The following is a 16,866-nucleotide window of genomic DNA, read 5'->3' as shown; positions in this document are numbered from 1 at the left end:
CGCGCCAAGCTTGACTCAATCACCCCCACCAAGGGTAGGCGGGCAACTGGTATAGGGAGAATCAGCCTGCGCTTCTAGCGGCGTCAGCGGACTTCTGCTAATCCGCCGCGCGCGCTTTATTTCAAGCCCGCTGCAAGGAGCCCTCAGTTTCCAGCCTGCTGCGCGCTGGCAGGCAAGAGCTTCAGCGTATGCACCACCGCGCCCGGCAGGAACGGCGCCGCGTCGCCGTGCACCCACGTTTCATGCCCCGCGAGGAAATACGGCGACATGGGATTGCCCGATTGCCCGCCCGGCATCTCGAAGATGCCGTCCTGCTCGCGCCCCGGCGACACCGCGAAACGCTCGGACGCGCCGAATGCCCGCGTCTGCACGCGCGGCATGTTGATGTCGCCCGGGAGCGGGTCGTGCGGCGCGCTGAGCCAGCCGCGAACCCACGGCAGCCATGCCGGCACCATGCGCGCGAACGGATGCGCAATGGTCGAGCGGTTGCGCTCGCCCCAGCGCGCCTGTTCGAGCGTGGTGCCCTTGGGCAACCGGGCGATCGTGTGATCGATGCGGTCCAGCATGAACGCGCGCCAGTCCGCGAAGCCGCCCGGTATCCACGCGCGATGGTCGGCCAGCGTCTCCATCGTCGCTTCGTAACGCGAGTTCGCCGCGCGATAGCTGAGGTCCGGCGCAATCGCGGCCATCTGCTTGTCCAGTACACCGAACCATGCTTCGTAGAGCGAGTCGTAGAACGCGCGCACCAGCCGGTAGCCGACCGCCTTCACATCGGCGCGGCCATCCCACGCCTGAACGAGGCGCCGGAATTCGGCGCGTTGTGGATGGCCGTCGAGCGCGCGTGCATCGAGCGCGTCGAGCACCACGCGTCGCCAGTACTCGATCCAGAACGCGCGATCGTCGGTCTGCACCGCGAGCATGTCGTGCTCGCTCGCGTGCGGCAGCGCGAGCAGGTCGTTGCGAATTTGCGTGGCGCGCGCGCCGAGATCGGTGCCGGCGTCGCCGAGCTGCGCCACTTCCTCGAGCGGCAGGGTACGGTTGTTCGCGGTCCAGATGCGCCCGGCCGGCGGATCAACGCGCACGGGATATGCATCGGGCGTCCGATACCCTTGCCAGCCGGCGTACGTTCCGGAGGGGTACGGCATGCTCGCGAGCGCTGCAGCTTCATCGTCTGCATCGGCTTGCGCGAAGCGCGGCAGCGGCCCGGCGAGCGTCCAGCCGATATGCCCTTGCGCGTCGGCCACCATGAAGTTCTGCGTCGGCATGCCGAAGGTCTGCGCGGCGTGCAACGCGTCGGCGACGTTCGTGATGCCTTCGAGCCGCATGAAGTTCATGTTGGTCGCCTGCGGATCCTGCGCGACCCAATGCAATGCATACGCGCGCTCGCCGGCCACGAGCTGTGGCCCCCAGCGCGTTTGCACGACCGGCAGATCGACGCTCGCGCCGCCGTTCACGTCGAGCCGCTCGTGGATCACCTGCGCATGCTCCCATCCGCCGTTCGGGACGCGGTAGCGCAGCGGATCGGCCGGGTCGCGCTGCAGTTCGACCAGATCGACGAAGCGCCCATAGCTGTTCGTGAAGCCCCACGCGATATGGCCGTTGCTGCCGGCCACGACGAACGGCGTACCCGGCAGGCTGACGCCCGTGATACGCCGCTCGCTGCCTTCAGGCGCGGGATAGACGAGCGAGAGCCGGTACCAGATGTTCGGCAGCGACAGGCCGAGGTGCATGTCGCTCGCGAGCAGCGCGCCGCCGTGCGCACTGTGTGCGCCGTCGACAGCGAAACCGTTGCTGCCGACCATCGAATCGACCGCGCTCCCGCCGCCTCCCAGATCGCTCACGAAACCAGGCAGGCCGGCGAAAAGTACGTTGGCCTCCGGTTCGGCATCGATGGCGGACCGCGTTGACGGGAGCCATGACGGCGGCGGCAAAGCGCGCTGCCCGTCGAGCGGGGCGTCCCAATGGCTCGTCTCAGGCAGCAGGAACGCAAGCAGATCGGCCGGCACGCGCTCGCGTAGCGCCGCGCGAGAGAGCACGCGCCTCACCTGGTCATACTGAAGATCGAAGTACATCGCGTAGACGGCGAGCACCGTGTCTTCGGGACGCCACGGCGCCGGTTGCGAGCGCAACAGCCAGTATTCGAACGGCCGCGCACGAAGCGAGCGCAGGCCGTCGTTGACGCCCGCCGTATAACGCTCGACCAGTTGCCGCTGGTCGTCGGAGAGCGCAGCGAGCGCCGCCTGCGCGTGTTCGCGAAAGCGCAAGGGCCGGTCGCGGCGGTCCAGCGGCAGCGCCGCCGGTCCAATGAGCGCCGCCATCTCGCCGGCGGCGACCCGGCGCAGCAAATCCATCTGGAAGAAACGGTCTTGCGCATGAAGGAAGCCGGTCGCATAAGCAACGTCGCCTCGCGTGCCGCCCTGCACCGTCGGCACGCCGAGCGCGTCACGCCCGATCGTCACCGGTGCGGAGAGCGGCGCGGCGCGCGTGCCGTCCAGCTGCGGCAAGCTGCCGCGCAATGTCAGCCAGCCCGCCAGCGTCACGGCGGCCAGAACGATGACGACGGCACACAACAGAATCAGCGGCCATGCGCGGCGCCGCTTTTGCGGGAGAGAACTCGAACGGGTCATGGAGAAGCACGCAGGTCGTTGTGTTCAGCGCTTCCAGGCGCGGCGACCGGATCGGCCGGACGCCGTACGACCATAGCATGACCCTGTGGCAACAACACGCAGGAAGAGCGGCGCGACCTTCTCCCCTTTTCACCGAGCGTCCTGGGCGCGACACTCTGCCATCTGCCACCGTGCCGCGGAAAGAACACAATCTCAATATTGCGTTCCGTCCGAGATCGCACAGGGGCGACATCATGGCAAAGAAGTTTCCGATTCACCCGCTGCACCCCGAGCGCCTGTGCTGGGGCTGCGACCACTACTGCCCTGCCAACGACATGCGATGCGGCAACGGCCAGAGCCGCACGCAGCATCCGGCCGAACTGCTCGGCGACGACTGGCTCGAACAGGGCGACTGGGGTATCGAAGTCGACGCGTCCGGCAAAAGCGTCACGCCTTAACGCGCGAAATCAACCGCGCAATCAAATATGAATGCCGCCGGCCACCTCGATGCGCTGCGCGTTCACCCAGCCAAAGTCATCCGATAGTAGACCCGCAATCACGGGCCCCACGTCAGTCGGCAATCCCACGCGGCCCAGCGCGGTATGTTCCGCCACCGCCTTGTTGACCTCCGGATTGTCCCGCACGATGCCGCCGCTGAAGTCGGTCGCAATGGCGCCTGGCGCCACGACGTTGACCGCGATTCGGCGCGGCGCGAGTTCGAGCGCCATATAGCGCGTGAGCGCTTCGACAGCCGCCTTCATCGGGCCATAAATCGAGCGGCCCGGGTACGCGAAGCGCGCAAGGCCCGAGGAGATGTTCACAATCCGGCCGCCGTCATGAATGAGCGGCAGCAGCTTTTGCGTCAGCAGGAACGGCCCCTTGAAATGCACCGCGAACTGCGCGTCGAGTTCCGCTTCGGTGCCCGCTGCGAGCGTGGCCGTCGATGAGATACCGGCGTTGTTCACCAGATAATCGAAACCCTTTGCATTGAGCGTCCCAAGCGCTTCTCGCAGGCGCGCGACGAAGTCGTCGAACGTGCCTGAATTCGCGATGTTCAACTGCAGGGCAATCGCCCGGCTGCCCGCTTGCGCGACCTCCGCACAGACCTTCTCTGCCTCGGCTCGATTGGTGTTGTAGGTGAAAACCGACTGGACGCCGCGGCTTGCCAGCCGCAAAACGGTGTCGCGGCCAATCCCGCGGCTGCCTCCGGTGATGACCGCGATTTTCAGGCCCGACTGACTGCCGTTGTTCGTTGCCATTTGGCACCTCTCGCTGTGTTGGATAGCGTCGATTCTGCGCCTGACGCCACCGGCGAGTGAATACCCGAACCTGCCGGATTCTTGCCTAATCCTGCCTCGCTGACTAAGATGGGTCGGCGCGCACTTTCCCTCACGCGACCCTTATCGAGCCACTATGACGAACGAACTGGCCGCCGCCATGCTGCGCTACACGCAAACGCAGCCAGGCACGAGCCCCTACAGCACCGCTGTCGACGGACTGCTCATCCTGCGCTCCGACCACCCCGCGCCGCCCTCGTTTCGCTCGGCGCGGCCGGCTTTGTGCATCGTCGCCCAGGGGGCCAAATGGGCCAGTTTTGGCGGGGAACAGCTGGAGTACCGGGCCGGCCAGGCGCTCGTGGTCGGCGTGGAAACGCCGTCGCGGGGCCGCGTGTTCGAAGCGAGCCCGGACAAACCTTGCCTGGTTCTGATTCTCGAGCTGGACCTCGCCATGTTGCGCGCCGTGGCGAAGGAGATGTCGCCTGCGCCCGTGCCGGCGGCAGACGCAAGCCGCGGCGTGTTCGTCGCGAACTTCGACGGCCCGCTCGCCGATTGCGCGCTGCGCGCCGTGCGCCTGCTGGATACGCCCGACGCCATCGGCATGCTGTACCCCATGCTCATGCGCGAGATCTGCTACTGGTTGCTCAGTGGTCCGAACGGATCTGAAATCGCGAGGCTGGCGTCGACGGAAAGCCCTTCTCACAGCCTGCTGCGCGCGGTGGAAGATTTGCGCGCACGGTTTGCCGAACCCGTGCGGGTGGAAGACCTGGCGGCAGTCGCCCAGCTCAGCGCTTCGGCGTTCCACCGGCAGTTCAAGGCGCTGACCGGGTTGCCGCCCCTTCAATACCAGAAGCAGTTACGGCTTCTGGAAGCGCGCAGACTGCTGCTCTCGCTGTCGATGAGCGTACAGGCCGCCGCATTCGAAGTGGGATACGAGAGCGCCTCGCAGTTCAGCCGCGAATACACGCGGATGTTCGGAGCGCCGCCGAAAAAGGACTCGACGCAAGCGAAGGCACTGCGCGAGGCCGCGTAGCACACTCCGCTTACACGCGGCGCGAGAGCGGTGCGTCCGCTATCGCGCCGTACACGCGTCACGCTGGACGCATCACATCACTTACCATACACGTCGAAGTCGAAGTACTTCTTCTCGATCTTCTTGTACGTGCCGTCCTTGATGATGCTGGCGATCGCGCCGTCGATCTTCGTCTTGAGCGCGGTGTCTTCCTTGCGCAGGCCGATGCCGGCGCCGTTGCCGAGCGTGGCCGGGTCATCCAGGTCGCCGCCCGCGAAGCTGTAGCCCTGGCCGCGCGGCGTCTTCAGGAAGCCCACGTCGGCCTGCACGGCGTCTTGCAGCGCCGCGTCCACGCGGCCGGCCATCAGGTCCTGATAGACCTGGTCCTGGTCCTGGTAAGGCACGACCTCTACGCCGGCCGTTGCCCAATGCGCCTTTGCATAGGCCTCCTGAATCGTGCCTTGCTCCACGCCCACGCGCTTGCCCTTGAGCGATTCCGCGGTCGGCATGATGCCCGAGCCCGTCTTGGCGACAAGGCGCGTCGGCGTGTTGAACAGTTTGTCCGAGAACGCGATCTGCTCTTTGCGCGCCGGGGTCATCGACATCGACGAAAGCACGCCGTCGAACTTGCGCGCCTTCAGCGCCGGGATCATGCCGTCGAAGTCGTTTTCGATCCAAACGCATTTGGCATTCAGGCGGTGGCAGATCTCGTTGCCAAGATCGATATCGAAGCCGACCAGTTTGCCGTCCGGTGCTTTCGATTCAAACGGCGGGTAGCTTGCATCGACACCAAAGCGAATGGTGTCCGCCGCAAATGCGCCGGCGCTGGCTGCGGAGGCGATCAAGGCAATGGAAACGGCTGCAAACAACTTTTTCATAGGATCCCCCTCGGTTCTCGATATACAGGGTGGTCAAGACATGGACACCGCCCGCCTGGTTGCGGCGCGGACATTCCCCACGCGGCGCACGCCGCGAGCGTGATCGACGCTACGGGTGCACCTGCGCCCGGCAAGGTAGCAGTCCAGAATACTCGCGTCGAGTCATCAAAAACACGCGAAAACACCTATGGCCTGGGAGAACCCTGGGAGAAAGCGCTGGACGAACCGGGGCCGCCCGCCTTCATGGCAGGGAAGACCCTAAAGAAGTTGAAAGCCGCCGTTGAAGGCGGCCGATGGCGACTTACCTGAACGTCCAGTTGCTCTTGCCGGCGCGTGCCGCGCGCCGCAAGCGCTTGACGCGATACATCTCATGATCCGCCTGGTCGAGCGCCTGCTGGGCGCTCACGAAACGAACCGCGACGCATCCGGCCGTCGCGCCCTCGTAATGAAGACGCATGTTCGGCAAGGTGTATTCCCCCGCCGTCACCTCGGAGACATGACTCGCGATGACTTCGGCCATGCTCGCCGCCTGATCGTAGTCGGCCGGCCCTGATGCAACGAATGCGAACTCGTCGCCGCCGATGCGCGCAAGCAGACCTCTATCGGAAGTCGCGGCCAACAGCCGCGCCGCGCACGTTTGCAGAAACTGGTCGCCCACCACGTGGCCCCGTTGATCGTTCAGCTCCTTGAAGCCGTCCAGGTCGATCATGCACACCACGACGTAGGAACCGTCCGACGCGGCCTGCGCCATCAGTCGGCCGAGTTCCTCATGCAACGCGCGCCGGTTCGGCAGTTCCGTCATGTCGTCGATCAGGACGCGTTGTGCGAGATGCTCGTTGGCGAGCGTGAGTTGTTCGATGAGTCGCTCGCGCTCGATATGCTCCGAGATCAGTTTCGCGAAGACGTTCAGTGCACCGCGCGCCCGCGAGTTGACTTCGAGGCTCTCGCGGCTAATGCCGCACAGCGTACCGATGACGGCGCCGCCTTCCGCGCAGACCGGCGCGCTGGCGTAGGTGCAAATCCCGAGTTCGGAGGCCGCCCGCGAGTCGCCCCAGATATCCTTGACGTTGCTGACCACGCGCCGACCGCTTTCCAGACTGCGCTTGCACAGGGTGTCGAACCACTGAACCTGCAGGCCCTCCATGATCTGCACGTCGCCGTCGTTGCGCGAATAGAGGACGGTCTGCACCTCGCGACGGAAGTCGACCGATGTCAGGTAAGTCGACTCAAGTCCAGTCAATATTCCAAGCATCTCGAGAAGCGGCCGCACGAGACCTTCGAGATTCTGGGCCGCGACAACCTTCTGGGAAAGCCGCTCAAGCAATTCATCCATATTGGCGATTCACCGTAAAGCAATTGAAACCCTGTTTTGGCAACGGTCCTTCCCGCCGGGTTTTGGTGCGAATTACAGTAGCAGGTTTTCTATGACGAATCCACGCCGCTTTATCCCTTATTACGGGCGAGCGTATTGCCGCATTAAAGGCGCGGACGAACTGCGCGAGGGAGATCGCGGCGAACTTCGCGAGGCCGCCAGACACGGCGGCGCGAGCGGGCCGCACGCATGCCCGCACTGTCACGCAATCGGGGCAGACCGCTTTCCCTCTCGATGGCGGCGTCGTCGAAAGCGCTGCTGCACGGGAAGTCGATCAGGGCGGACAAGTCGGGATTTCGCCCAGCCGGCACGAAAACTCGGGCGAGTTCGGAAAAGAGGCGCTTGAACATGGGCAGTTATCCGGCATGACCACCGTTGCGGACGCCATTGCCCGGGAAATGATTGACCTGCCCGGTATGACGCGCCGGGTCGCACGAAGCCGGCGTCGCTGCCGGCTTTCGTCAGCGCGAATTTTCCCTGGAATAAATTTGCCGGGCAAGCTTTAATTCAACGCGATTCGGCCAGGTAGCGAATTTCGCCCTCTTCGGCATCCGATGTCATGACGACGCGATTGCGCCCCGCCGCCTTCGCGACATACAGCGCAGCGTCGGCGCGCACCATCGCACTCTCCAGCGTATCGGCCGACACGAACTTGCCCACGCCCGCGCTGAGCGTGCAGCGCACGCCTTCGGCGGACGAACGTTCGACAGCGAGCCTCAGCGTATTCGTCAACGTCGCCGCGTCGTGCTTTTGCGCGTATGCGAAGAGGATCGCGAACTCTTCGCCGCCCAGCCGTCCAAACAGATCGCATGACCTCAACTGCTCGGTAACGACCGACGCGACGTGCGCCAGGATGCGATCGCCGACCGCATGGCCGAAGCCGTCGTTGACGGCCTTGAAGTTATCGATGTCGAGAATCGCGATCGCGAGTGGATCGCCCTTTTCCCGCGCTTGCGCGAGCAGTACCTGCGCCCTGGCGATGAACGCACGACGCGTGAGCGCGCCCGTCAGTTCGTCGATCGTCGCGAGCTTTTCCATGCGCCCAAGGATCCGGTCGTGAGCGAGCATCACCATGCCGATCGACATGCAAGGCAACGTGACGATCGCGAGGCCGAGCAGCACCACGTTCCAGGGCGACGGCTGCAAGAACGACAGCGACGGCACGGCGCCGAATACGATCGCGGCGATTCGCGCGACATAAACGAGCGCACCGAGCCCGGCGGCCACGGCGATCAGCCGACATGCGTAGCGCGTACCCTCGCGCGAGGCGTGCCGCAGTACCAGCGCACCTATCGCGAGCCGCCCATAGATGAGACCCAGTGAAACGAGCACGCCTCGCGCGCCGACACTGGGCGACACCCACATGAAATAGGCCAGCGCAGCGCAGATCATGACCAGCGCCGCGGATTCCGTGCGCCATACGGCACGCATACCGAAGAACTGGCGTGTGCCCTGCACGAGCAGCACGACCGCGACCAGGGTCGCGACCGCCGTCGCGACGATTGTGAACCCGCCAGCACCCGGACCGGCGAGCACGATCCAGGCGGAGGCCGCCGCCACCAGCGCATAGCCGAGACACCAGCGGCCTACGCCCGGCACGGCGGTTCGGATCAGCGAGCCCAGGATGGCGACGCTCATCAGGCAAGATACGATCAAGATCCCGAATAGAGCGAAGGCGCTGAGCATGAGGACGGGCCGGGCAACGAAAGAAGAGAGTCAGGACGCCTGAGGTGCCGCTCGACCGATGAAAGCAAATTGAAAATAATTTCGGCCGCGTGTGGCGCATATTACGTAAGCGTCGGGGACGTATCGTATCGCAGGTTTGGGCTGAATCCATGCAATCCAGATCGATTCGGTCGACCTGGCGCGCTCGAGCACGCGAATCGAAACCGAGCGACCGGCAACAGTCGGCACACGGCGCGAAATCCGCGACGGATCAACGCTAAACTAAGCGGCACCTGCGGACTCTACGAGACGAGGGACTTGCCATGCCAGCACCAGACGCCAGGCGCTCAATGCGACTTTTCTGCAGCTTGCTTTGTGTGCTGTTCTGGCTTGGCGGCTGCGCGGGATTGATGGGCGAGCCGCTGCGGGTCAACGTGGCGGGGCTCGAGCCGCTACAGGGCGAAGGCATGGAGATGCGCTTCAACGTGAAGTTGCGCATCCAGAATCCCAACGACACACCGGTCGAATTCAGCGGCGTGTCGCTACAACTGGATCTGAACGGTCAGTCGTTCGCCAGTGGCGTGAGCGATCAAAGCGGCGTCGTGCCACGCTACGGTGAAACGGTGATCGTCGTGCCGCTGACCGTGCCGGCATTCGCCGCCGTGCGCCAGGCTTTCGCGTTTGCGGGCAGCGCACAGGCCGGCAACATTCCCTATGAAATACGCGGGCGCCTGGCAGGCGGCATCGGCGGCACGCGCTTCGTCGACCACGGCAAACTGTCGCTGCCGACTCAGGGCCTGCTCGGCCCGTGAGCGATGCCGGAGCGCCGGCCAGATGTGCCGCGACTCGCCTGCGCGCTCATTCCGTGGGGTGCTCGACGCCGAGCGCAGGACGCGCTTCACCAGGCGGAAAGATGTACCAGCCGCCGTCGTCGTGACGGAAGAAGAACATGCCCGCTTCGCCCACGGCGCCGACCGTGCTGACGTAGACGCACGACCGGTGCTTCCTCGCACCCTGCGCGATACGTGTGACATGCACTTGCGTGTCCGGCCGCAAGAAGAGCCATTTGTCGGCGATGGCTCGCAATGATCGTGATTTCCTGCGCATTGTCGTTTCCCTCCCAGGCTTACCCCGATGTTCCAACCCCGGCGTGCCCGCGTGACGTTATCCGGAGCATTGGGCCCATCAGCATGGTCCGCGCATCGACCCTATCGACCCGATCGGCCCGATCGGCCCGATCGGCCCTTTTGGATCCATCAGACGATTCAGATCGATTAGTCTGTAGAGCGAACCATGCAATCGATCACGCCCATGCCTTTGAATTCGCATCGCATGTTCCTGCGCCCCGCGCTTTTCAGGCATCGAAATAAGTCAGGCCCAACGCGCCTTTCACCTCGGAAAGCGTCGCGCCGGCGACCTCGCGCGCGCATCGTGCCACGGCGCAAGATGGCCAGCACTTCGGCGCGGTCTTGCTCGAATTCGCGGCGGCGCATGCGAATGGGTTCCAGCAGCGCCTGCAGCCGCTCGTTGAGCAGCCGTTTGACAATGCTGTCGCCCAGGCCGCCCTGGCGATACTGCGCCTTGAGCGTTTCCACGCGGTCGGTGTCCGGCTCGAATGCATCCAGAAACGCGAAGACGACATTGCCCTCCACCTGCCCCGGGTCGCTCACGCGCAAGTGTTTCGGGTCGGTGTACATGTCATGCACGGCGCGCGTGATTTCGTCCGGGGTCGCGCCAAGCGTGATGGCATTGCCGAGCGACTTGCTCATCTTGGCCTTGCCGTCGATGCCGGGCAGCCGCGGTGCGTGCGAGAGCACGGCTTCGCACTCGACCAGCACCTGCCGGTCCACCGTGTTGTTGAAGCGCCGCACGAGTTCGTTGGTCTGCTCGATCATGGGCAGCTGGTCGTCGCCCACCGGTACGTGCGTCGCCTTGAACGCAGTGATATCGGCCGCCTGACTGACCGGATAAGTCAGGAAGCCCGCCGGGATATCGCGCTCGAACCCGCGCAGACGGATTTCTTCCTTGATGGTGGGATTGCGTTCGAGGCGCGCGACCGTAACGAGGTTGAGCAGATACTGCGAAAGCTCGGCGAGTTCCGGCACTTGCGACTGGATGAAGATGGTCGACTTCGCCGGGTCGATCCCGACTGCCAGGTAATCCAGCGCGACTTCAACGACGTTTTCGGTGACTCTCTGGTGCCGCCCGACGTTGTCGGTCAACGCCTGTGTGTCCGCGAGCAGGAGGAACTGCTGCGCCTCGTGCTGCAACTGCACCCGGGCGCTCAGGGAGCCGACATAGTGGCCGAGATGGAGCGGCCCGGTCGTGCGGTCGCCGGTCAGGATAATGGGTCGATTGGATGGCGTCATGGTGTGATGGTCCTGATTGCGGACACCACCAGCCCTGAGCGCGGAGAAACAAAAATGCCGCCCTGGCTGGCGGCATCGTGTTTTCGATTGACATGGAGAAACCGGCCGCCTGGGTCAGGCGTGCCACCAATGCAGGTTGAGCGAATGCGGTTTCGTGTCCATGTTTCGAGTATAGCGCAGCCTCGGCATGATCTGCCGGCGTATGCCGAGCAGTCGGGCTAGTTGCAAATGCAACTGGATATAACCCTATTTACAGACCAGCAACACACGGCTATGACAAAGCCGCATAGAATATGCCGATTGCCGGTCCTGGGCGCCCCCGTACAGAACCAAGATGACGACGCGAGACGCAGATCCGTTAATGAACCCGGCCGCGGCGGTCAGCACCGACCCCGCGACGCTAATCGCCCTGCTCAACGAGGATCTCTCCGCGAGCCGATCGTTGCACGAACTTTCGCTCCATCTGCTAGTGGAGCATCAGCCGGCGGCGCTGTATAGCCGTATCGTCGAGGCCGCCCGGCAACTCCTCGGCTCCGATTTCGCGAGCCTGCAAATGCTGTCAGGAAGGGAGAACGGCCGCGAGCGGCTCGACCTCATCGCACATTGCGGCTTCACGCTGGCCGCGGCCGAACACTGGCGCGTCGTCCATATCGACTCGACGACGAGTTGCGGCGCTGCCTGGGCGCGGGGCGCGCGCGTGATCGTCCCCGACGCGGAAAGCTGGCCTGAGTTCGCCGGCACCACCGACCTCGACGTCTTCCGCGCAACCGGCATCCGGAGCATGCAGACCACGCCGCTGCGCGCCCGCGACGGCACGCTGATCGGCATGCTTTCCACGCATTGGGCCGTGCCCTGGCGGCCCACCGAGCAGCAGCTCCAGCTCTTCGACATCCTTGCGAACCAGGCGGCCAGTCTCATCGAGCGCACGAAAGCCGAAGCGCTGCTGCGCGAGCGCGAAGCGAAGCTCGCGCACGTCGACCGCATGAAGGATCACTTTCTTGCGACGCTCGCGCACGAGCTACGCAATCCGCTCGCACCCATCCGCAATGGCCTGCAGATCCTGCGCGCGAGTCCCGCCCCGTCCGACGGGAAACACGTGCTCGACATGCTCGATCGCCAGCTCGGTCATCTCGTGCGGCTCGTCGACGACCTGATGGAAGTGGCGCGCATCAACAGCGGCACCATTGCGCTGCGCCGGCGGCGCGTCGATATCCATACCGTGCTCGAAACCGCGCTCGACCTGAGCCGGCCGGCGATCGAGAAGGCGCGGCATACGCTGGCCCTGAGCAAGGCGACCGCGCCGCTGCATCTGCATGGCGACGACGTGCGGCTCGCCCAGGTTTTCGCCAATCTGCTCAACAACTCGGCGAAATACACGCCCGAGGGCGGCCGCATCGACATTGCCGTGGAGCGCGACCTGAACCGCGTGGTCGTGACGGTCACTGACAACGGCATGGGCTTCACACAGGAAGAGTCGTCCCTGCTCTTCACGCTGTTCGGGCGCCTGCAGCCGGAACAGCACACGGACGGACTCGGCGTGGGGCTCGCGCTGTCGAAGAAACTCGTCGAACTCCATGGCGGCACGATCTCGGCAACCAGCGAAGGCAGGAACCTCGGCAGCCGCTTCGTCGTTTCACTGCCCGCTGACCGGGCATTCGAGCCAGCCGAGCCCAATGGGGAAACCGTCGCCGTCGCCGGCCTCGACGGCACGAAGGTGTTGATCGTCGATGATAACCGCGACGCCGCGGACAGCCTCGGCGAACTGCTTGGCGTACTCGGTTGCGAATGTGCCGTGTTCTACGATGGAAAAACGGCTCTCGATTCGCTGGAACGGTTCACGCCCGCGATCGCGTTCGTCGACCTCGACATGCCGGGCATCGACGGTTGCCAGTTCGCGCAGCAGGTACGCGCGCGTGCGGGCCTGGACGATCTGCGCCTCGTCGCGCTGACGGGCTGGGCGCAAGCCGGCGACGTGCTGCGCAGCGCGCAGGCCGGCTTCGATCGGCATCTCGCCAAGCCTATCGGCCTCGATCAGCTCACCGCCGCGCTGACGCTTGCGCGCAAGCGCTGATTTGCACTAGTTTCATCGATCGCTGCACTGCGGGCATTCGCGTTGCTCCACCGTCATTGCGCAAGTGGAGCGCGCATATTCGATGACCCCACCCTGAGCACACAGGAGCACGATCATGGACACGAGACACGCACACGCCGTGGCGAACGAGGTCGCGGGAGAAGCGCAGCACCTGGCCGGTCGCTTGCTGGGCGACCCCGCCATGGGTCTGGCCGGCAAGGCAAAGATGCTATATGGCAAATCCCAGCAGGCCCTCAACAATGCCGCCGACGCCACGCGCGACAACGTCGCCGACAAGCCCATGACGGCGCTCGGGCTCGCCGCCGCCGTCGGCTTCGCGCTCGGCGCGGCATGGGCCTTGAACCGCGGTAAATCCGAAGACTGAAAGCCAACCCCGGCGCGGGAACGCTTTATGCGCGTGGTCCTGAAACTGCCTCACTGATGCGAATCGTGTGTCATCGCGAGGCGTAGTCAGGAGCCCCGCCCATGACGATCGGCTGTCCCGAATGCGGCGCCCTCGAGGACATCCCTCCGCTCGGCCCGCGCATGCTCGCGCGCTGCAGGATCTGCCACTACCCGCTCGAGCGGCGCAGCGGGCGCAGCATCACCGCTTCGCTCGCCTGCGCCATCACGACATTCGTCCTGCTGTTCCCCGCCAACCTCGCGCCGCTGATGACGGTGCACATGCTCGGCGCCGATCGCTCGTCCGTTCTCGCGTCGGGCGTCGTGTCGATATGGCGCGACGGCTGGCTCGCGCTCGCGCTGTTGCTCGGCGCGTTCGGCATCGTGCTGCCTCTCGTGCGCTTCGGCGCGCTCATGATCGTGCTGGCCATGGTCCGTTTCGGAGTGCGATTCAAGCATATCGGCACGCTCTTTCGCTGGTCTATCGCACTCGACATCTGGGCCATGCCCGACGTGTATCTCGTGGGCTGCCTCGTCGGCTATGCGCGCGTCACGCAAAACCTCACGGGGACGATCGGGGCGGGCGGTTACTGTTTCATCCTCGCCGCGCTCATGTCGATGCTCACGCGCGCCTCGCTCGATCGGCGCACCGTCTGGCGCGCCATCGCCCCGGACGAACAAGCGCCGCACGGGCATGGCGCGCTGTCCTGCCCCGTGTGCGACCTCGTCGTGCCCAATTCGCAAGAGGGCCGGCCATGCCCGCGCTGCGGCCTCAAACTACGTGCGCGCAAGCCGGACGCCGTGGTGCGTGCGTCCGCGCTCACGCTTGCGGCGCTCGTACTCACCGTGCCCGCCAACTTCTATCCGATGACCATGTCGCGGCAGCTTGGACACTACGACTCGCACCGCATCATCGACGGCGTGTATCAGCTCTTTCACGTCGGCTTGTGGCCATTCGGCATCCTGATCATTTTCACGAGCATCGTCATTCCCCTTGCGAAGCTCGGCGGCATGGTGTGGTTCATCACCTCGGTCTTGCGCCATTCGCGCCGGCATTTGCGCGCCAAGGCCCATCTTTACCGCTGGATCGACGAACTGGGCCGCTGGTCGAACGTCGACGTATTCACGATCGCGGCCTTCGTTCCGCTGATCCACTTCGACGGCGTGGCGGTGGCGAGACCCGCCATCGGCGCGACGGCGTTCGCGCTGGTCGTCTTCTTCACGATGATGGCTTCGCGCAGCTTCGATCCGCGCATGATGTGGGACGTGCATACGCGGAGAAAGCCATGAGCGGCGCGCATCGCCACCGCACGCAAGCCGAAGTGCGGCGCAGCGCCTGGCCCGGCTGGATCTGGGCCGTGCCGATCGCCGCGATCGGCGCGACGGGCTGGCTCGGCCTGCGCGCGCTCATCCATGACGGCGAGACCGTTGTCGTCACGTTCGACAACGCCTACGGCATGAAGCCCGACGACACGATCGTCACGCTGCACGGCGTGAAGGTGGGCGCCGTCTCGGACGTGTCGCTCGCGCCCGATGGTCAGCATGTCGAAGCAAAACTCCGGATCGACCGGGCGGAGAATCCGTATTTGCGCTCGGGCACGCGGTTTTACCTGCGCGGCGCAAAGGTGGATTTGAGCGACCCGGCCTCGCTGAAGGCCATGCTTTCGGGACCCGAAATCGTTATGGAACCCGGTCCCGGCAAACATGCCGACCACTTCGACGGCAGCGATCGCCGCCCCCCGCTTGCACCCGAACACGGCCCGATGGTGACCTATGCGGTGCGCTTCGACGGCGCGGTCGGCAACCTGGAGACCGGCTCGGAGGTGGATCTGCGCGGCTTTCCCGTGGGGACCGTCACGAGCGTGCGCCTGAGCTACGACGCGCGCACGGGCGCGCTGAGCACCCCGGTTCAGCTCGCGCTCGACCCGGCGCAGCTCGGCATCGTCGGCGCGCCGCCGCCCGCAGACGGCAACTGGCGGCCGCTCGTCAACGGTATGCTCGATCACCTCGTCGCCGACGGGCTGCGCGCGCGCCTTTCGCAGGATCCGCCGCTCGTCGGGCCGCGCAAGGTCGATCTCGACTTCGTTGCGGGCGCACAAGGCGCAACGCTCACCGCCGACAACGGCCTTCCCGTGATCCCGAGCGTCGCCCCCGCCGACTTCGACACCATGACCTCGCGCGCCAACGACGTGATCCGGAAGATCGACGACCTGCCCATCAAGCAAACGGGCGACGAGGTGCGCAGCATCGCGGCGCACGTGAACGCCATCAGCTCCTCGCCGCAGATCCGCGACAGCCTCATGCATATCGACCGCTCGGTTGCGCAGATCGATCAAACGCTCGCGCAGGTGTCGCCCCAGATCGGCCCGCTCGTCGCGCAGCTGCGCGAGACGGCGAACGAAGCCGATCGCACTGTCGCAGCAGCCAATCGCACGCTGGGCGCAGACGCCTCGAGCCAGAACGACCTGCCCGCCGCGCTGCGCGAGCTGACCGATACCGCACGCTCGGTTCGGGCGCTCGCCGACTATCTCGACCGGCACCCCGAAGCGCTGCTGCACGGCAAGGCGCAGGAGGAGAGCCAATGATGCGCCGCCAGGCGAGCCGGGCCTCGATCGCGCGACTGCTGCGCGCAGTCGTGCTCGTGGGCATCGGACTCGGGATCACCGCATGTGGCCACAGCGCGCCCACACGTTACGTCACGCTCAACGCGACGCCCTCGCAAGCGCCGCTTTCTACCGCCGCCATGGCGCCGGTGCAGCTGAGCGCCGTGCATATCCCCGCCGTGCTCGACCGGCCCGAAGTGGTGACGCATGTCGCGCCCAACCGGCTCGCAATCGACGACAACGACCGCTGGGGCGCACCGCTCGCGCAGATGATGCGCAGCACGCTCGCGCAAGACCTGCTGCCGCGCCTGCCGGCCGGCGCTTTCGTTTTTCCGGACGCGCCCGCGCCCGCCGGCACGCGCACGCTCGTCGTCACGGTGCTCGATTGCAACGCGAGCGCAGGCGGCACGCTCACGCTGCAAGTGGCGTGGACGCTCCTCGCGGGGCAGCCCGCACGAACCACGCTGACCCAGGAGGCGGCGCTGAGCGCGCCGGTCGAGGGTCACGATGCGGCGTCGCAAGCCGCAGCGCTTAGTCGCGTGCTCGGCGAGCTTGCCGACCGGATCGCGGCGTCGATCGCCGTGCACTGACACGGCGATCCCGGATCATAG

The 16,866-nt window shown here is 65.4% G+C and carries 14 protein-coding genes and 1 pseudogene; 8 read left to right on the top strand and 7 right to left on the bottom strand.

Translation table 11 applies throughout. The features are described from left to right. Positions 1-143 precede the first annotated feature (143 nt). Entirely contained in the window at positions 144-2,627 is a 2,484-nt protein-coding gene (locus E1N52_RS23285) for a penicillin acylase family protein (RefSeq protein ID WP_133185089.1), read from the bottom strand. A gap of 233 nt (positions 2,628-2,860) precedes the next feature. Here E1N52_RS23285 and E1N52_RS23280 point away from each other — a divergent pair, with 233 nt between their 5' ends. Continuing rightward, positions 2,861-3,064, top strand: coding sequence for a DUF3079 domain-containing protein (locus tag E1N52_RS23280; protein WP_028206775.1), 204 nt, complete (start codon positions 2,861-2,863; stop codon positions 3,062-3,064). Between the two features lie 21 nt (positions 3,065-3,085). On the opposite strand, the gene E1N52_RS23275 is transcribed toward E1N52_RS23280, so the two are convergent. Then, entirely contained in the window at positions 3,086-3,865 is a 780-nt protein-coding gene (locus tag E1N52_RS23275) for an SDR family NAD(P)-dependent oxidoreductase (RefSeq protein ID WP_133185088.1), read from the bottom strand. Between the two features lie 154 nt (positions 3,866-4,019). Here E1N52_RS23275 and E1N52_RS23270 point away from each other — a divergent pair, with 154 nt between their 5' ends. Next, complete coding sequence (locus E1N52_RS23270) at positions 4,020-4,916, top strand: AraC family transcriptional regulator (RefSeq protein ID WP_133185087.1); 897 nt, start codon at positions 4,020-4,022, stop codon at positions 4,914-4,916. Positions 4,917-4,993: 77 nt separating this feature from the next. Here E1N52_RS23270 and E1N52_RS23265 read toward each other — a convergent pair whose 3' ends face one another. The 3 genes from E1N52_RS23265 to E1N52_RS23255 all read right to left on the bottom strand — a co-directional run bounded on the left by E1N52_RS23265 (position 4,994) and on the right by E1N52_RS23255 (position 8,783). Beyond that, complete coding sequence (locus E1N52_RS23265) at positions 4,994-5,773, bottom strand: ABC transporter substrate-binding protein (protein ID WP_133185086.1); 780 nt, start codon at positions 5,771-5,773, stop codon at positions 4,994-4,996. 301 nt (positions 5,774-6,074) lie between these two features. Next, positions 6,075-7,106 (bottom strand): GGDEF domain-containing protein, encoded by a 1,032-nt coding sequence (locus tag E1N52_RS23260; RefSeq protein ID WP_133185085.1) that lies wholly within the window; start codon positions 7,104-7,106, stop codon positions 6,075-6,077. Positions 7,107-7,652: 546 nt separating this feature from the next. Then, positions 7,653-8,783, bottom strand: a complete 1,131-nt coding sequence (locus E1N52_RS23255) for a GGDEF domain-containing protein (RefSeq protein ID WP_246089184.1) — start codon at positions 8,781-8,783, stop codon at positions 7,653-7,655. A gap of 377 nt (positions 8,784-9,160) precedes the next feature. On the opposite strand from E1N52_RS23255, the gene E1N52_RS23250 reads away from it, so the two are divergent. After that, positions 9,161-9,622, top strand: a complete 462-nt coding sequence (locus E1N52_RS23250) for an LEA/WHy family protein (protein WP_246089183.1) — start codon at positions 9,161-9,163, stop codon at positions 9,620-9,622. A gap of 46 nt (positions 9,623-9,668) precedes the next feature. Here E1N52_RS23250 and E1N52_RS23245 read toward each other — a convergent pair whose 3' ends face one another. Both E1N52_RS23245 and trpS read right to left on the bottom strand, forming a co-directional pair. Then, complete coding sequence (locus E1N52_RS23245) at positions 9,669-9,896, bottom strand: hypothetical protein (protein ID WP_133185082.1); 228 nt, start codon at positions 9,894-9,896, stop codon at positions 9,669-9,671. A gap of 268 nt (positions 9,897-10,164) precedes the next feature. Continuing rightward, positions 10,165-11,179: pseudogene (trpS, locus tag E1N52_RS23240) on the bottom strand (tryptophan--tRNA ligase). 361 nt (positions 11,180-11,540) lie between these two features. On the opposite strand from trpS, the gene E1N52_RS23235 reads away from it, so the two are divergent. The 5 genes from E1N52_RS23235 to E1N52_RS23215 all read left to right on the top strand — a co-directional run bounded on the left by E1N52_RS23235 (position 11,541) and on the right by E1N52_RS23215 (position 16,845). Continuing rightward, complete coding sequence (locus E1N52_RS23235; protein WP_165979431.1) at positions 11,541-13,250, top strand: hybrid sensor histidine kinase/response regulator; 1,710 nt, start codon at positions 11,541-11,543, stop codon at positions 13,248-13,250. Between the two features lie 115 nt (positions 13,251-13,365). Further along, positions 13,366-13,635, top strand: coding sequence for a CsbD family protein (locus E1N52_RS23230; RefSeq protein ID WP_133185080.1), 270 nt, complete (start codon positions 13,366-13,368; stop codon positions 13,633-13,635). Between the two features lie 101 nt (positions 13,636-13,736). After that, complete coding sequence (locus E1N52_RS23225) at positions 13,737-14,942, top strand: paraquat-inducible protein A (protein ID WP_133185079.1); 1,206 nt, start codon at positions 13,737-13,739, stop codon at positions 14,940-14,942. Then, complete coding sequence (locus E1N52_RS23220; protein ID WP_133185078.1) at positions 14,939-16,237, top strand: MlaD family protein; 1,299 nt, start codon at positions 14,939-14,941, stop codon at positions 16,235-16,237. The genes E1N52_RS23225 and E1N52_RS23220 overlap by 4 nt, the downstream gene beginning before the upstream one ends. Then, on the top strand, positions 16,234-16,845 hold the full coding sequence (locus tag E1N52_RS23215; RefSeq protein ID WP_133185077.1) for a PqiC family protein: 612 nt from the start codon (positions 16,234-16,236) through the stop codon (positions 16,843-16,845). Before E1N52_RS23220 ends, E1N52_RS23215 begins: the two co-directional genes overlap by 4 nt. Positions 16,846-16,866 lie beyond the last annotated feature (21 nt).

This window comes from Paraburkholderia guartelaensis, from assembly GCF_004353905.1.
Taxonomy (GTDB): Bacteria; Pseudomonadota; Gammaproteobacteria; order Burkholderiales; family Burkholderiaceae; genus Paraburkholderia; species Paraburkholderia guartelaensis.
Note: the sequence above shows the minus strand (reverse complement) of the source record. Positions and strands in the feature narration are given on the sequence as shown.

Coding starts and splice junctions, on each gene's coding strand:
- E1N52_RS23285 (WP_133185089.1), bottom strand. CDS start 2,627: ATGACCCGTTCGAGTTCTCTCCCGCAAAAGCGGCGCCGCGCATGGCCG.
- E1N52_RS23280 (WP_028206775.1), top strand. CDS start 2,861: ATGGCAAAGAAGTTTCCGATTCACCCGCTGCACCCCGAGCGCCTGTGC.
- E1N52_RS23275 (WP_133185088.1), bottom strand. CDS start 3,865: ATGGCAACGAACAACGGCAGTCAGTCGGGCCTGAAAATCGCGGTCATC.
- E1N52_RS23270 (WP_133185087.1), top strand. CDS start 4,020: ATGACGAACGAACTGGCCGCCGCCATGCTGCGCTACACGCAAACGCAG.
- E1N52_RS23265 (WP_133185086.1), bottom strand. CDS start 5,773: ATGAAAAAGTTGTTTGCAGCCGTTTCCATTGCCTTGATCGCCTCCGCA.
- E1N52_RS23260 (WP_133185085.1), bottom strand. CDS start 7,106: ATGGATGAATTGCTTGAGCGGCTTTCCCAGAAGGTTGTCGCGGCCCAG.
- E1N52_RS23255 (WP_246089184.1), bottom strand. CDS start 8,783: ATGAGCGTCGCCATCCTGGGCTCGCTGATCCGAACCGCCGTGCCGGGC.
- E1N52_RS23250 (WP_246089183.1), top strand. CDS start 9,161: ATGCGACTTTTCTGCAGCTTGCTTTGTGTGCTGTTCTGGCTTGGCGGC.
- E1N52_RS23235 (WP_165979431.1), top strand. CDS start 11,541: ATGAACCCGGCCGCGGCGGTCAGCACCGACCCCGCGACGCTAATCGCC.
- E1N52_RS23230 (WP_133185080.1), top strand. CDS start 13,366: ATGGACACGAGACACGCACACGCCGTGGCGAACGAGGTCGCGGGAGAA.
- E1N52_RS23225 (WP_133185079.1), top strand. CDS start 13,737: ATGACGATCGGCTGTCCCGAATGCGGCGCCCTCGAGGACATCCCTCCG.
- E1N52_RS23220 (WP_133185078.1), top strand. CDS start 14,939: ATGAGCGGCGCGCATCGCCACCGCACGCAAGCCGAAGTGCGGCGCAGC.
- E1N52_RS23215 (WP_133185077.1), top strand. CDS start 16,234: ATGATGCGCCGCCAGGCGAGCCGGGCCTCGATCGCGCGACTGCTGCGC.